This is a genomic window from Lysinibacillus sp. FSL L8-0312 (genome assembly GCF_038003285.1).
GTDB lineage: Bacteria > Bacillota > Bacilli > Bacillales_A > Planococcaceae > Lysinibacillus > Lysinibacillus fusiformis_D.
The window spans coordinates 1,519,781-1,535,213 of sequence record NZ_JBBOOV010000001.1 but is presented as its reverse complement, the minus strand read 5'-3'; the positions used below and the strand labels follow the sequence as shown (position 1 = coordinate 1,535,213).

General features: G+C 37.3%; 14 protein-coding genes. 13 read left to right on the top strand and 1 reads right to left on the bottom strand.

Going from position 1 to position 15,433, the window contains the following annotated elements; all coding sequences use genetic code 11:
* The first annotated feature begins 36 nt into the window (after window positions 1–36).
* The 13 genes from MHI22_RS07840 (at window position 37) to MHI22_RS07780 (ending at window position 15,023) form a co-directional block, all read left to right on the top strand.
* Entirely contained in the window at window positions 37–1,308 is a 1,272-nt protein-coding gene (locus tag MHI22_RS07840) for a normocyte-binding protein (protein WP_340811656.1), read from the top strand.
* Window positions 1,299–1,994, top strand: a complete 696-nt coding sequence (locus MHI22_RS07835; RefSeq protein ID WP_058844137.1) for a hypothetical protein — start codon at window positions 1,299–1,301, stop codon at window positions 1,992–1,994. Before MHI22_RS07840 ends, MHI22_RS07835 begins: the two co-directional genes overlap by 10 nt.
* A gap of 80 nt (window positions 1,995–2,074) precedes the next feature.
* Complete coding sequence (locus MHI22_RS07830; RefSeq protein ID WP_051891607.1) at window positions 2,075–4,663, top strand: molecular chaperone; 2,589 nt, start codon at window positions 2,075–2,077, stop codon at window positions 4,661–4,663.
* A gap of 38 nt (window positions 4,664–4,701) precedes the next feature.
* Window positions 4,702–5,475 carry a hypothetical protein gene (locus MHI22_RS07825; RefSeq protein ID WP_058844138.1) on the top strand — a complete coding sequence of 258 codons (774 nt, stop codon included), beginning with the start codon at window positions 4,702–4,704 and terminating at the stop codon, window positions 5,473–5,475.
* Window positions 5,476–5,523: 48 nt separating this feature from the next.
* Window positions 5,524–6,210: a hypothetical protein gene (locus MHI22_RS07820; RefSeq protein WP_340811655.1), complete on the top strand. Its 687-nt coding sequence runs from the start codon at window positions 5,524–5,526 to the stop codon at window positions 6,208–6,210.
* The gene (locus MHI22_RS07815; protein ID WP_340811654.1) at window positions 6,207–7,631 is read left to right on the top strand and encodes a hypothetical protein; all 1,425 of its coding nucleotides are present in this window, start codon (window positions 6,207–6,209) and stop codon (window positions 7,629–7,631) included. Before MHI22_RS07820 ends, MHI22_RS07815 begins: the two co-directional genes overlap by 4 nt.
* 35 nt (window positions 7,632–7,666) lie before the next feature.
* On the top strand, window positions 7,667–8,797 hold the full coding sequence (locus tag MHI22_RS07810; protein ID WP_340811652.1) for a pentapeptide repeat-containing protein: 1,131 nt from the start codon (window positions 7,667–7,669) through the stop codon (window positions 8,795–8,797).
* A 23-nt stretch (window positions 8,798–8,820) separates the two neighbouring features.
* Window positions 8,821–9,375 carry a serine protease gene (locus tag MHI22_RS07805; protein WP_271910309.1) on the top strand — a complete coding sequence of 185 codons (555 nt, stop codon included), beginning with the start codon at window positions 8,821–8,823 and terminating at the stop codon, window positions 9,373–9,375.
* A 230-nt stretch (window positions 9,376–9,605) separates the two neighbouring features.
* A complete protein-coding gene (locus MHI22_RS07800; protein WP_089934858.1) occupies window positions 9,606–10,013 on the top strand; it encodes a DUF4280 domain-containing protein in 408 nt (135 codons plus the stop codon).
* A 33-nt stretch (window positions 10,014–10,046) separates the two neighbouring features.
* Window positions 10,047–11,573, top strand: a complete 1,527-nt coding sequence (locus tag MHI22_RS07795) for a contractile injection system protein, VgrG/Pvc8 family (RefSeq protein ID WP_340811650.1) — start codon at window positions 10,047–10,049, stop codon at window positions 11,571–11,573.
* On the top strand, window positions 11,573–12,865 hold the full coding sequence (locus MHI22_RS07790) for a polymorphic toxin type 30 domain-containing protein (RefSeq protein ID WP_340811648.1): 1,293 nt from the start codon (window positions 11,573–11,575) through the stop codon (window positions 12,863–12,865). Before MHI22_RS07795 ends, MHI22_RS07790 begins: the two co-directional genes overlap by 1 nt.
* A 22-nt stretch (window positions 12,866–12,887) precedes the next feature.
* On the top strand, window positions 12,888–13,331 hold the full coding sequence (locus MHI22_RS07785) for a hypothetical protein (RefSeq protein WP_340811646.1): 444 nt from the start codon (window positions 12,888–12,890) through the stop codon (window positions 13,329–13,331).
* 870 nt (window positions 13,332–14,201) lie between these two features.
* Entirely contained in the window at window positions 14,202–15,023 is an 822-nt protein-coding gene (locus tag MHI22_RS07780; RefSeq protein WP_340811644.1) for a replication initiation protein, read from the top strand.
* On the opposite strand, the gene MHI22_RS07775 is transcribed toward MHI22_RS07780, so the two are convergent.
* Window positions 15,020–15,235: a helix-turn-helix domain-containing protein gene (locus tag MHI22_RS07775; RefSeq protein ID WP_340811642.1), complete on the bottom strand. Its 216-nt coding sequence runs from the start codon at window positions 15,233–15,235 to the stop codon at window positions 15,020–15,022. The genes MHI22_RS07780 and MHI22_RS07775 overlap by 4 nt on opposite strands.
* Window positions 15,236–15,433 lie beyond the last annotated feature (198 nt).

Here is a 15,433-nt window from a genome sequence, read left to right as displayed (position 1 = left end):
CATTCAAATCCTGAGTCATGAAAGAAGGAAAGTAAATTGTTAAAAGAGCTCATGTTTGAACGTTTACGAAAAATAGAAAATCTAGAGCAACGTCAATTACTAAAGGATATTGTAAGTGGCGTTTTTGTAAATCTAATTGATTATCAAGAAGATATGAACAAAAAGCTTGAAGAACGTATTTTTAATGAAATCGATGATTACGAGAATAGATATGACATTTACACAACGCTTAGTGCCCGAGAAGATGTCGACCCCATTCATGATTGTTTGTTTCCGATATGTCCAACAGATTTGGAAGAGACAAAAATAGACATAGAGAAGCTTCTTGAATCCATTAAAAATAATGAACCTGCCATACTCAAGACATTATTTTTAGAGTGTGATTCTATCGAAATACAGCATTTACTTGCACAGCAACGAATTTTCAATGGTCATCTTGCTACATCGCAGGGATTGGTCGAAATAAAGCTGAGTCTTACCAAAAATAATCGCTATTTGCAAAAAATTAAAGACCTTTATTCAATCTTCCAAAGAAATGGCCTACCTTGGAAAACAATCAATCATCCTTTTGTGAGTAAGTTCATTGATGTCATACTGATAGGCTGTCCACCATTAAATGAGGATGTAGAAATTTTCGAGGTTATGATTGATTTAGAGGAATATGAGCAGCAAAAACGATTGAATATGGTTCCGCTTTGGAATGTTCAGCGTCACGAGGTTAAGAATAGCGGTTTTCCATTTCCGGCCATCGATCGAATAAATTATGAGCATGTCTTATCGTTACGAAAAACAGGTACTCAACATGGTTATCTCATTGATGCGGAAGAAGACAATATTAGATATATAAAACGTTCAGATAGCGAATTAACCATTGTTTCACCTCAGGATCAATCAGGAGTATGGCAGCTACTTAAAGTTGCTAAAGTAGAAAAAGAACAAGTAGGTAAATTGACTTATGAACTAGTCTCGAATCGGCGAAATGAACACTTTATGCACAAGCTTTCTAGTAAATATAATGTCAATGTTTCAACAAAAGGAGAAATAATTAGACTGATAAACTCCTTTCAGGCAGCAGACAATCTTGAACTTTTGAGAATAGATATTTTGGAAGGGCATTTAGAGAATCGTCACTTCGTGCATCCATTTTTAAAAGACGCAACAGAAGATGCCAGTCATAAAAAGACGATGCTATTACAATTCCTATCAAAACAAGAGCGAGATTTTATGACGAATGATGTCTTAAGCTTTCTCCTTGCTGAAGTCCAAAGGCATTTCAGTGAATATAAATGTGTAGGTAAATGGTTATGAACTATATTTGGGATTTACTTATACAAGCTGAAGAAGAGGGCTTTTTAACAAAGGATATTTACTTTCATCTTGCCAAAATCTATTCACCTTATATGGAGCTTAGTCCACAACTATTAAATTCACAGGCAATAGAGCAACATGTGGAAGTAAACCCCTATTATCGGTACTTCGATATTTTTAAAGATCTCTTTCATCCTGATCATACGACTGATGAAGCATTTAGAGACGCTTTATTAGATATTACATTGCATTTTTTAGCTGAAATTGATCGAATGCAAGGCTTGAATAAAAAGGAATATTATATTCGCTTTATGCTGAGAGACATTGAAGCAAATGTATTTGGAAAACTGGTTCGCGATAAAATCAAATCTTTTTCAAAGAAAGAGCAAGAGATTATTGCGCTTAATATGCTCAGACTCTATCAAACAGGAGAAGCATTATATCTGATAAAGGACACGCTGAAAAATATATTTAGAAATTGTTTTATTTATGTGAAATCAGAGGAAAATGATGAATTACTGCTTTACATTCATCAAAAAAAGACAATAGAAAATATCAATAAAGTTCAGCTAATCCAAGAAATCTTTTTACCTATTGGCTTTCAGATGGAGGTTTACTGGCAATACCATTTTGGCATCATTGACGTAGAAGAGACGATGAAGCTAGATCGAATAGCTCTTTATTAAAAAGTGGGGAGGGGTATAAATTGACGACCAAATATTCATATAAGCTTTATGCGAATAAGCGTTTTACAGAAAAGAAATATATGACCTATACACGTGTAGAGTTGATGGAGATGACCACTTTTCAGCTTAGAAATATTTGTTATAAAGAAAAGCTCATAACAGGTTTAATTAATACGCTAACTAGGGACGAACTAATCGAGAAGATTTTAAGATACCGTGGAGCGGAAGAACATCTATTGATTAAAGAAAATCAAGATGGGGGCTTTGAAAGAGTCGAGGAGGCACTGCAAAAGTATTTAAAAACACCACTTTCAGATAATGGTGATATTAAAATACCTGCCAAAATGAATCTCTATAAAGGCATGAAAATAGATAAGCCAGATCAATACCTCATTGAAACAGGTGGCTTTCTTGTAGAATCCAATGTGCTACTAGTAAATGAGCATTTTGAGTTATGTGGCATTCTAAATATCGTAAAAGACGATGAAAAAGCGAATTGCTATTACTTAGTGGCAGATCAAGCGCTAGGAATACGCGAGACAAAGAATAAGAACTATAGCTTTATTTTTTTGCGAAAGCAAGACTCAGAGTATATCTATAAAACATATTATCAGGAGACGCCACTCCCACCAACAAATCTACATTACTACAAAGTGCCAATACCAGATTTAGAGATGAAACAATTAGAGACAACCAATGCCATTCTTGCCATTGATTTTGGCACAACCAATACAACAGCTGGTGTATTTTTGGATAGCGATTATGTCTCATCACCTTGTAGCCATGATCTTTTAAATAAGAGAATTACACTCAATAGCATCAATTTTGTACAATTCCCAGACCCACTACACCAAAATGAATGGATTGAAGTTGTGCCTACAGTGGTTGCGGTTGCAGATTGCTCAAACGCTGATCACATAAACTATCATTTCGGCTATGAAGCCTTGAAGGTTATGAAAAAAAATAGCTATACATCATTAGCCACTAAATTTCAGGGCATCAAACGTTGGGTTAGTAATTATGCAAAATTGGAGGAAATAATGGATGCGAATGGGAATACAGCGGTTATCCCACGCAGTCAAATCCTAAGAGAATTTTTACTCTATATCATTCAAATGGCTGAGCATCAATTTAAATGTCGCTTTCAACATTTGCATATTTCAAGCCCTGTTAAGCTGAAAACTCAATTTTTAGATATGTTTCACGCTATTTTACCTGAATATCAAATTGAAATTGAGCATGCTCTCGATGAAGGAATGGCAGTGCTCTATAATACGATAGCCAATCAAATAGAGAATCAGAGCTTTATGGATGGCAAGGAATACAAGGCTCTAGTAATCGATTGTGGAGGGGGAACAACAGACCTCTCATCCTGTAAGTTTCGAATAGAGGACGGACATATTTCCTACAAAATTGATATTCATACAACCTATGAAAATGGGGATACCAATTTTGGTGGTAATAATATTACGTATCGAATTTTTCAATTTATGAAAATTGTCTTTGCGAATTATTATAGTCGTGGGAAAAATGCCTATGACATCGATGCGTTAATTGATATTCCAGGGAAGGATATTTATCGGTATGTGGATGATTATGGGGTCGAGGCGGTGTACAAGCAATTTGAAAAGGCATTTGAGGATGCTGAGTCTATTATCCCAACACGTTTTAAAGAATATGAAAATCATACACGTGATGAGTATTTAAGGGTTCGTAATAATCATTATTTCTTATGGGAAATGGCCGAGGAAATGAAGAAAGAATTTTTCCGAAAAACCGGCATTCTTAGGAGTCGCTTTTACTCAGAAAGCGATATACAGCAAGATAGTGATTTGAATATCACAACGGTAGATCGCTGGTGTTTATCTCTATTAGAAAACCACCAATTTAAAGATGTTTATGACTATCCAAACGTTTATTTCAATATTAAAGAAATTAACCACCTAATCAAGGCGGATATTTATGATATTGTACGAGAGTTTTTAGAAGGTTTTTATGAAAGTGGCATGCTTGGGGAATATTCCATTATTAAGCTGACAGGGCAATCCTGTAGAATTGACGCTTTTCGAGAGGCTTTAAAGGAATTTGTGCCAGGTCGTAGCATTGAATTTAGACAAAAGGCTGAAAATGTTGGAAAAGTGCCAGAATTAAAGCTCGCTTGTTTAAGAGGCGCATTACGCTACTTAAATGCGAAAAAGATTGGCATGATCGAAACGGAAGTAACAAATGCTGCACCTATTGTACCGTATACGGTTAGTGCATTTACTCATAATCGTCAGGAAAAGCTTCTGATTAGTAGTCTAGAGAGACTGAATCAAATTCATGGAACTATCTCCCGTCCATGGGGCGTCACAGAGGTTGAATTTTTCCTAACTGGAAGCGATCCTCAAGCAGCACATAAGTATACTTATATTAATCGTCAAGAGGATTTTGTCCCTGTGCTATATGAAAGTATTGCATCGAATTATTTTGATAAAATTCCACAGGACGAAACAGATTCAATCGTCAATGGCGAGGTTAAATTCTTTGTCTTTGCAGGAGAGGATCATTGGGGCTTCCATGTCGTGCCAGTGGCTAGAAAAGAGGAGCAGCTAATGATCGGGAGCAAGGAATTCTTTGCCTTTGAAACAGATTTATCAGAGCTAGATTTCTTTGATGGATTAAAGTAAGTAGGCATCTGCCAAAAAATAAAAGAGGTGAGTGACAGATGTTTACCAATCAATATCCACATTTTCAAAAAGGCAGAATTTTAAAAAGAGAAATGCTGGAGAACTTGCGCGATTATCCAAGGGAATTTTTAGATTTATATTTCCAGGATTATTCAAATGGCATTATAGCAGGTGCCAATATTACGATTGCAGATACTATTATCCATATTACAAAAGGGATCGTTAAACATAATAATAGGCTTTATCTACTGCATAATAGCTATGAACTTCCATATGAGGCAACAGGGCAAGAAACCATTATAAAAATAAAGTTTGCTGAAGCAGTGAATAAATTAGACTTCACGGATTTTACAGCCACTATTTTTCTCGATGAGTCTCTGAATCTTGCCCTAAACGAATTAGAAATAGCCCGCTTTAAATTAAAGGCTGGAGCAAGGCTGCGATCCGAGCCAAATAATTTTTTAGATTTTGCCACGGAATACAATACAGTGAATTATCTGCACTGTCAGTATGCAGGTATACAAGAAAGCACATACCACCCTAAAGTTTTACAGTTTTACGCAAAGGAATTATTAAAAAATCGCCCAACCAATGTATATGATATTACCTTTGCTTTTGAGTGTTTGAATCAGGAGCGGGTACAGCGGGATGTCATTGAAATGTATATTTGCAATCGATTAGAGTTAGAATTTCAAGCGTTTTCCAATAGTCAAATTCATAAATATTTATACCGTATATTATCTGAATCAAAGAGTGGTGGTCGTCGAGGAGGACATAGTCCAGACCGACCAAAGCGTATGATAGTCGATTAACTAAAATCCAGTTGGTGAACAACGTTTAAGAAACGGAAGGTGAGTGGGATGAAATTTTTAGATGAAAAGATTATTGCACTTAGAAATGAAATGAGAGAGCAGGAGCAACATGAGTTAGCTCAGCAAGAAGCAGCATTAAAAAGAGAGCAGGAGCCAGAGCAAGCCTCTGAGCAGGAGGAACAAGAACTACCAAAAGTAAATATCTATCAAGCTTACATATTAATTGATGATGAAAAGGTGGAGGTGATGGGGCAATCATTTTTGGATGGCAAAATGTCGATTCGTATGCCAGATCTATTTTCCGAGATGTCTACTGAATTAGCATCATTAAAGTACCCATCAGAGCGTAGACCTAATCTTATTTATACAGATGAGTCCTCCACGATTAATCTTGCCTTCAACTTAACTCCACATCGATTAACGGAGGAGGGAGTTGCTGCTTTTCAAGAAAATATGATTGACATCCTTGAACAAGCACAGCCTTCAGCAGATTGGCTAGACACGGATGTCCTAACGATTGACGAAAAGTCAGTTGGCTTTTTAGAGATCATTACACCAGCTATTGATGGCGATATTTTTAATTTAATGTTCTTTGTCTCTATCGAAGGACAAGCTCTTATTGGAACCTTTAATTGTATGGAGGATGACCTTGAAACTTGGCGTCCGATTGCGAGGGCCATGATGGAATCCTTACAATTTGCTTCAAATAGCAGGAATGGAGGTGCAGTGCTATGAGTGGGGTAGTGACAGCCTATCATAATATACAAATTAAACCTTTTGAGCTTATTAGTATCCAAGATCTTACCCTTGTAAAAAAAATGAACGAACATGCTACATTACATTTTACTGGTATTGTACCTGAAGAGGCTAGAGATACATATGTAGAAATGACTGAGGCACGATCTGCCATTGAGGTAAATCAGCTTAGTCATCTTGGTACACCTACTCCACTTTTTAAAGGTGTTATTTTAGATGTCAAGGTAAGTTCCGTTCGCGGCATTTATTATATTGAGGTAGAGGCTGCCTCTAACACTTATCAGCTAGACATTAAAAAGAAAAATCGCTCCTATCAGGATAAGGAAATGACCTACTCGTCTCTTTTTAAACTGATGAAACCCTCTTATCCTGGCCTAGATATTATAGATGAAGCTACAAAGGGAGGAAAATTAGGGAAATTTACCCTCCAATATTTTGAAACGGATTGGCAATTCTTAAAGAGGCTTGCTTCACGCTTTCATACTGGGCTAGTTCCTGCTGTAACCTTCGATAAGCCAAAGTTTTATTTTGGTGTGCCCACTGGTAGAGCTAAAGGCAAGCTAGAAGATTATCATTATACGACCCGAAAAAAACTAGCAGATTACCTAGTATATACAGAGAATGGTAATGAAGGCATGGGAGAACATGATTTCCTCTACTATGAGGTTGAAACCGATAAAGTACTGGAGATAGGAGATCATGTCACTTTTCATAAACAAACCCTATTTGTTTATGAAGCATTTACAACCATGAAGGATGGATTGCTGAAACATTGCTATACACTTTCAACGAAAAACGGCATGAATAAAAGTGAAATATTTAACAATGCAATCTCGGGATTGTCACTTGAAGGAAAAGTGTTAGAAGTCGCAAAAGATCATATTAAGGTGCATTTAGCTATTGATGATAAGCAGGATAAAGGAAAGGCGCATTGGTTTCTTTATGCTACAGGCTATACAGCTGAGGGACATAGTGGATGGTATTGTATGCCTGAAATTAATGACTTTGTTCACGTTTATTTCCCTTCACATCGTGAGGAAGAAGGAATATCTAGTAGCTCTATAAGAAAAAATTTAGATACATCGGCAACTAACAAGCTCGATGATCCTTCAACGAAATATTATCGTACAGCTTTTGGTAAAGAAATTAAAATGAGCCCAACTGAAATTGTTATTACCGCACAAGATGGCGATATTTTTATTCGATTAAATGAAGCAAATGGTATTGAAATATTTAGTAAAAAAGAGATTAAACTCATCTCAGAGGCAGATATTACTGTTAACGCCAGTAAGAAAATCCTTTTGTCTGCAGAAGAAGAAATTTCTTTACAATGCAAAGAAAGTAAAATCGCAATGAATGGTAGTGTGCAAATTTTTGGGAAAGAAGTAAAGGCAAATTAGCATGTTTCTCTCGAAAGAAAAGGAAGGAGTCTTATATGCAGACACAGGGAGTTTTACAGCATTTTTATGAAGTAGAAGTAGAAAAAAGAAGGTTAAAATATCTCTTGATGCTTGAGGATTTTTTCCAAGCTTCCAAGGATAAGCTTGCCGAGGATTTTAAGACGTCTTTTCAAAAAATATGTCAGCAACTAGGAGAACAGCAATCGCTACAACAAAAAGGACCGATTGCACACATCACATTTTCGATGCTACGAACAGAGCTATTGGAGAAGAATCCCCATTATTTAGTAGAAGCTACGGATGAGGAATGGTTTTTTGATCTTCATCCACTTTTAACTACGTATGATGCTGGCTGGGCTCACCATTTTTTAGAGCAGTATATCCAAGAATTAAGTTTATATAGTAAAACTTTCATGGGTGCTATTACCCAAGCAGATATGGAGCGTATAAAGCTTCAGGATGCCCACCATTTTCATCAATATGTCTTGAGCCTTGCTAGATATGCGCTACCTGACATTATAAGATGTCCAGAATATTTAGCTTTGGAGCGGGATGTGGCTGTTGAAATACGTGTAGGTGAGTTTATGGATATAAATGAGATAGTGTATAGCGAGGATTTCGCATCGAAGGATAGTGAAGAGATAAAAGCATGGCTAGAAGAAAAAGTAGAGGGTGAATATCCATATGAGGTATTTAGCCATTTGAATTTAGCTGATGGCAATTATAGTGATTTAGATATTCGCTATACCTTTTTCCAGAAAACGAATTTAACAAACTGTCGTCTGCGTGATTGTCTGCTGATTGGTGCTAATTTTCGGGAAAGTCGGCTGATTGGTACTGATTTGAGTTTTAGTTCAATCCATGAGGCAGATTTTAGTAATAGTCAATTGCAGGATGCAAATTTCCAACAGGTTCAAGGAGCGTGTGGCCTTCTAGATCCTCAAAAGTGGGAAGTACCCGGTTATTTGCCAGTCAGCTTTAAAAATGCGAATTTAGAAGGTGCTAATTTTGAGCTAGCAAATTTACGAGGAGCCTGCTTTATTGGAGCAAATGTAAAAAATACGAATTTTGCAGGAGCCAATCTAGAAAAGACTATTTTCTCTATTGAGGCAAAGGAATATTTAAAGCTAGACCCATTTCAAACAGCAAGTATTATTTGGAAGTAGATGTGTGAAAAGGAGACTCAAAGATGAACTATTTTATTTTATCTCAGGATGAGCGAATTTCAAATGCTGTTGAACCAGTTGGTATAGCTCAAGTGATTAAAAAAGAGTTATTAACATTGGATAGAATGGAAGAATTAGAGGGACTAGAACGCCAATTTCCAGTACTGGAAAAGAACGATATGCTGTATATCGATTTTATAGAAAAGCCAATAGCGCTCTTTTCGGATGCTGTTAAACAGTTAGTGGAAAAATATGTGCCAAATATGTTATTTAAAGCTGTCGTGCTCACGGATATGCCTAAATCAATGCAAACGTTGTACTGGCTAGTGATTCCACCAAAAGTTCCTTGTCTTTCATCCCAGTCAGAATTTCATCTAGATGGAACGTTGAAGAAGCTTATTATAGACGAAGCAATGGCGGCCCCTTATTCCTGCTTTCAAATAGAGGGCATTAAAGAAAATTATATCGTGATCAATATTGAATTAGCAGAGAGCATTCTTCGCAGAGCCTTTCAGGGGATACGATTACACAAGGTACAAACCTCCGGAAGATGGCATGAGATACTTCCTATTAAATAAATAGAATCGGCGGGGACTTATTCATGACATTATTAGTGGTAGATTATGGGTCAGATAAAGGTGAACATAGTGAGAAAAGGATTTTTTAGATAGAGCTATTTGAAGAAGGTCAAGAAGTGCAAAAGAAAATGAGGATTTTCAAATAAGACGTCGATTTTACATGCTTGTAGCTGACTCTGTTTATCTAAACATATCGCACAAATCTTATGTATGGAAAGGATGGTTTTTCTATGTCAGAAGAAATGCAGACAAAGGGCGGCGATCAACGCAGCTATGTTGTAGCTGGTGCTAAATTATCCTGCTCGCAGGGAGATCAAACCAGTATCTTAAAAATGCCCGTTAGTCATGGCGTATATACGAAAAATAAAGCCCAAATGAATACGATGGATTATAAGCCTAATATCAATATTCAACCATTTGGCTTATGTCAAACATTAGCTAATCCTATCGTTGCAGCCGCTACAGCCGCCAATAACGGTGTCTTAAAGCCAATGCCCTGTACACCTGTCATCACGATGCCCTGGATTAATGGGAAGGATGATCAATTAATTGAAAATCACCCAGCGTTAAGTAGTCAATCGATTAATATGTGTATGTATTGTGGAACGATAAAAGTAGAAGATGATGGGCAAGAATAAGCCATTGTCCCTTGAGGAAAGAAGGGAATTCATGTGAACACATACGAGGAAGTAATCGGATACGGCGAGCTTGAACTCGTATCCCCCTATGAAATCCAGACGTTGCATAATCTCACGTTGACCCAAACAGTGAATGATCATGCAAGGTTATCCATAACAGGATTTATCCCTGCTGAAAAGAAAGATAGTTGTATGCAGCTTGCCAGTACAACAGATAAGATAGAGCTCTATCAAAAACGTAAAGGACAACGACTGCATGCACTTTTTAAAGGACAGGTAACAGAAATGGCAGTTCGAATGGAAAGGGGAGTATATCAAATTGAACTAGAGGCTGTTTCATCTACATTCACCATGGATTGTAAACAAAAATATCGCTCCTTCCAACATAATCAGATGACTTATCAGGCTATGTTAAAAAAGGTACTGGAAGATTATTCTGGTGCAGATGTTATTGATACTGTGTCGAAGGCTACTCCTCTCAAGCAATTTATATTACAATATAAGGAGACGGATTGGCAATTTTTACAACGTATGGCTTCCCATTTTCGTACCGTGTTAGTTGCAGCAGTGGATGCTGATAAACCGAAGTTCTGGTTTGGACTACCTGAAGGGCGAATGGAAAAGCTGTCGGCGGCAAATTATACGATCTTAAAGGATCGCTCTAAGTTTTTACATAGTAAGCATAATGACATCGAGCGGCCAATGGAGGAACGAGATACAGTCGCCTATGTGATAGATTCTAGAAAAATATTGAAGCTCGGTGACCGTGTTCAGCTCCAAGGTAAGAAGCTTGTAGTAGCCAAGTCCATCGCCCAGATGAAGCAAGGTATCCTTACTTATGAATATCATTTGTTGTTTGAAAAAGGCATACGTCAAGACAGACGAAGTATTCCGTTCCTGCCTGGCACAGCAATTGAAGGTAAGGTTTTAGAGGTAAAAAAAGATCAAGTAAGAGTACATCTTACCATTGATGGGGTGCAAAAGAAGGAAGAAGCTACCTGGTTCCCACTGGCTACGCCTTATACAGCAGAAGGCCATAGCGGATTTTACAGTCCGCCAGAGGTGGGGGACAGTGTCCACCTTGCCTTCCCAATACATCGAGAGGAAGCTGCGATTGTTCGCCACAGTGTACGAAAAGGCGGCGATGCCAACCCAAAAACGGCTGATCCGAAAACGTCATACTGGGGTACGTCAAAAGGGAAGGACATGAAGCTAGACCCACAGTCCGTGACATTCACCGCCCAGGAGGGAGCCGTTTTTCTTCAGCTCCATCAGGACAGCGGCATTACCGTGCATAGTAAGCCGTCCCTGCTAGTCAAAGCGAATGGCACAATCACCTTTGCCGGAAAACGTGTGTCTATGAGTGCAGCTGAATCAATGCGTTTCACATGTGGCTCCAGTAGTCTTGTGTTTGATGGCAATACGGATATCCAGGGACAGGTTGTCACAATGGAAGGGTCCATCAAAGCCCCTGTATCAGTCGCTCCGCAGGAAGAAGCAGACCTTGAGTCAGCCCTAGACATGATGGGGATGATCCCTGTTGGTGGGGGTGATGCCTAATGGGTCTATTAGGACTAGCGGGAAGCTTACTGGGGATGATTCCAAAAGTAGGCTCTCCAGGTGGCAAGAAAAAAGGAAAGAGCGGAGGATCGAAAGGAAAAAGCTCCAAGAAATCCTCCAAAAAGAAGGGCTCGACAAAGAAGAAACAACGAAAGTCCAATAAAAAGAAGAAAAAGAAAAAACGCAGGAAGAAAAAGAAGAAGTGGGGTAAATTCTTTACCAAGGCCCGGAAGCTGAAAAATAGTCTATCCAAGAGTAAATTGGTCAAACGGGCGAAGAAGGCCATAAAAAAAGCGATCCTGACCACGAAAAAGGTGGTACAGAAAACAAAGGCGGCTGTAACGAAAGCCAAGCAACAGGTGAAGACCGCTGTCCAACAGACGAAGCAGGTAGTCAAGGAAAAGGTACTACCGACGCCAGCAACGAAAAAACCAACGAATAATTCAAGTGCAAAAGCAAAAGCTTCGTCAGTGGATAAAAACAGGATAACAAGTGAAGCCGAACTAAAAGCTCTATTAGATGAGCACAGAAAAACGAGAGTCATCGGCAGTGATGGTGAACCAATCACAACGCTTATTGATAAACGCAAGGTTTTAAGTGCAGAATCAACTGCCACTCCAGACGGCTTAGCCCCTTATGTCGTGCTAGGCTCCAAAATGTCATACGCCCTGTTTATTGAGGATTATCTCAAATTGTCTGATGCAAATGCGCCAATAAAAGAAAATTTTGAAGCAGGACTCTCATTAATTAACCCTGTAAGGAAAGTAAAAAAGGGAGAAGAGGCATTAGAATCCATAAAAAATATGGAAAAGGTAATAGAAGAAACCTATGGTCTTGCCAATAATAGCAAAAAGGCAAAGGATGCACAGACAACCCAAAAAGAAATCGATCAACTAGGCGAGTATGTGAAAAAGCTTGATAAGGGTACGGGTAAGGTTGGAGATTTCAGAAATTTGGAAGGGACTTCTATTGATGAAATTATTTCTAGAATTCCAAGTGATGCTAGTAGAAGAGAATTGAAGCCTGTAGAGGGGAAGGTGACTGAAGGTTTTGAGTACAAATGGACCCAAGATGGGAAAACTATGAGGGTGCGAGTTCATGGTCCTGATCCTTCAGCACCACCAGGAAGTAATGCTGCTAAAGGTTGGATTGTAAGAGTTCAAGAAGGAAAAAAATACTTAGATCCTGTAACGGGTGAATACCAGCCTCCTGGAATTTCAAAATCTGATAGTCCTTTTTATAATGAGGATCTTGCTAATCGAACTCATATCCCTATAAAATCTCCTGATTAAAAAAGAGAGAAGAGGAAGGAACATGAAATTAGTTGAAAAAATAAAAAGTATATTATTATTTGATGATAAAGTTGAGAAAGAAAAAAATATTGAAGATATAGGAGATATTTTAGAATACGGATGTTTTGATAGTCCTGAGATAATAGAAGGTATTAATTTACTACTATCGTATATTGCATTGGAAAAGGATAATGCACTGAAAGAAAGTATTCTTCATACAATTCATAACGGTATAGTTTATCAAGACATTGCTTCTGAAATTTCATTGGATCTGTTATTGCCATATCTATCAACTTTTAATGAAGAACATTTAACATATGTTTTGACGTTCCTAGGTTTTTCAGGAAAACAAAAATATGTTACTATCCTAGAGTCGTTTTTAAATCATTCGAGCGAAGAAATAAAAGAAACTGCTAAAGAAGCAATTATTGAAATTGAATATAGAGGTTCTAATGCGGAAAAATAATAATTTATAATCTTTTTCTCGGTAAAGAAGTATGGAAATGGTTACAAAATAAAAGTTTGAACAATGAGTAGAATTTAAGGAATGCACTAAGCTATAAGCAAACTCTATTCACAACTACGCTTCATAAACTTTCAAAAGGTTTATTCCAACTTGAACTATGAGTTAGGAATAAACTTTTTTTGCATAAAGAAATCAAAGGGGAAAATAAAACATGGCAAAAAATATCACAAGCGATAGGGAGGAGGCAACCGTTTTCCTAAGCTGAATCAGGGAAGCGGAGTAGAATTACATAGTAAGCATCTGATTACACTAATATTTTAATGCCACCATTAAATGTGGAAATTGTATGTACTAGAATTTTTATTGATAAAGTATAAGACCTTGACTTGGCTATATTGTCACCATCGAGAAGAAGAAGGAACAATGAAATAAAGATTAAAGAATGGACCCAATGAACAATAATTGTTTGAGAATCGAGACTTCATGAAGGCAGAGCCATCAAGAAGTGCTATTGTAGCGCTAATGTAATAAGAGCGAGAATAGGCGAGATGACATTTTACTTAAAAGGATTACTTATGGATGTTATAATCGCGAAACACACGAGATTAAACAAGCTAAAGGGTTTAAACGTTACACTTGCCAAGTAGTATAAAAGATGTCATACTGTCAATACTAAAATAACTTATAAAACTTGCAAATATATTAATAAACTTAGAAAATTTATAAACTTAAAGCACTTGATTGTCTATAACAGGCGACAAGTGCTTTTTCATGTTTAAATACGTAAATTAAAAAGATTACGATTATTTAATTAGTGTACTAAGTGTTAAATTTTATACAAGTACTAGCATACAAGGGGAAGAACAGGCAATGGAAATAGAGGTTTCGATAGATAAGTTTGTTATAGATTATAAGGATGTACCACATTCGGCATTTTTACGTGTTTATATGGTGGGAGTGCAGAAATATAAAGTGAAAATGAAGATTTATAGTGGAACATATAGCTATGAACTGCACATGCGGAAAAGTGACGATGTATACATTCATCTATATTTTAAAAACTTTAGAGAAACAGAAGGTCACTTACATACCCTAAGGATTGAAACAAGGCCAGAGCATTACTCACATTTCAGAGAAATACTAGAGATGATAGGGAAGCGGGCAAGCCGAGTAGAATTTGTGAGCTGTGATGTAGCGTATGATATACAAACTGGTTTAGAAAATATAGTGGTGATACCGACAGATGCACGGAGGAATATGACACACTTTGATACAACACGGTATTTTGGTAGAAGCGACCAACGTAAACGGAATGGTTTCTGTAGGATTTATGATAAACGGCTAGAACTAGCAAGGAATAAAGGAATTTATTTAGCACATGAATTAAGCCGAATAGAAGTGGTGTACAAGGTAAATGGGCAAGTAATGCTTAAAGACCTCATGAAACATCCACCAAAACAGAATGAACATTATTTTGCGGCTGTAGTGATAGATTGGCAAATACTTAAAAACAAGCATCGAGAACGGGTAGCTAGCATGCGAGATGGAAGAGATATGTATACGCAGTATATACGGAGAGAAATAAAAGAGACCCTTACGAATCAGTATCGATTGGACTTCGACGAATTAGTAAGGGGGGAATGGAAAAGATTAATAGAGGAACCAAGTTCAACTGTACTTCGAGTGAGTTAATTGTTCATCTCCAATACAAGTAGATCTTGGATAGAGACATGTAATGTGTCACACAAAGCTGAAAGGGTACTTATATGCAGACGTTGTATGGGTTGTGTACATAAATCATTGACGGTATTAGGACGCAATGAGGTTTGCTTGGCAAGTTGCCGACGGCTCATTTGTTTTTCAATTAAAATTTCATTGAGACGTAAACGAATAGTAGAAGACATAATAAAAACACCACCTCTTTTTTGGATTGTAACGGTTACTTATAGTGTACGACCCTACTAGAGAAAAAACGACTGTAAAATAAAGGGTTGTGCATAATTTGGGTAAGGTCGTACAGTATGTTGTAACGGATAGACGTTACACACAAGTTATCCGCAAAAAACGGGTAAGCGTTACAGGGACTTTAATTGCTGTAACGG

What these genes read in the sequence shown, in the direction of transcription:
- MHI22_RS07810 (WP_340811652.1), top strand. Translation starts at nt 7,667, where the DNA reads ATGCAGACACAGGGAGTTTTACAGCATTTTTATGAAGTAGAAGTAGAA.
- MHI22_RS07830 (WP_051891607.1), top strand. Translation starts at nt 2,075, where the DNA reads ATGACCTATACACGTGTAGAGTTGATGGAGATGACCACTTTTCAGCTT.
- MHI22_RS07785 (WP_340811646.1), top strand. Translation starts at nt 12,888, where the DNA reads ATGAAATTAGTTGAAAAAATAAAAAGTATATTATTATTTGATGATAAA.
- MHI22_RS07780 (WP_340811644.1), top strand. Translation starts at nt 14,202, where the DNA reads ATGGAAATAGAGGTTTCGATAGATAAGTTTGTTATAGATTATAAGGAT.
- MHI22_RS07825 (WP_058844138.1), top strand. Translation starts at nt 4,702, where the DNA reads ATGTTTACCAATCAATATCCACATTTTCAAAAAGGCAGAATTTTAAAA.
- MHI22_RS07775 (WP_340811642.1), bottom strand. Translation starts at nt 15,235, where the DNA reads ATGTCTTCTACTATTCGTTTACGTCTCAATGAAATTTTAATTGAAAAA.
- MHI22_RS07800 (WP_089934858.1), top strand. Translation starts at nt 9,606, where the DNA reads ATGTCAGAAGAAATGCAGACAAAGGGCGGCGATCAACGCAGCTATGTT.
- MHI22_RS07790 (WP_340811648.1), top strand. Translation starts at nt 11,573, where the DNA reads ATGGGTCTATTAGGACTAGCGGGAAGCTTACTGGGGATGATTCCAAAA.
- MHI22_RS07835 (WP_058844137.1), top strand. Translation starts at nt 1,299, where the DNA reads ATGGTTATGAACTATATTTGGGATTTACTTATACAAGCTGAAGAAGAG.
- MHI22_RS07815 (WP_340811654.1), top strand. Translation starts at nt 6,207, where the DNA reads ATGAGTGGGGTAGTGACAGCCTATCATAATATACAAATTAAACCTTTT.
- MHI22_RS07805 (WP_271910309.1), top strand. Translation starts at nt 8,821, where the DNA reads ATGAACTATTTTATTTTATCTCAGGATGAGCGAATTTCAAATGCTGTT.
- MHI22_RS07820 (WP_340811655.1), top strand. Translation starts at nt 5,524, where the DNA reads ATGAAATTTTTAGATGAAAAGATTATTGCACTTAGAAATGAAATGAGA.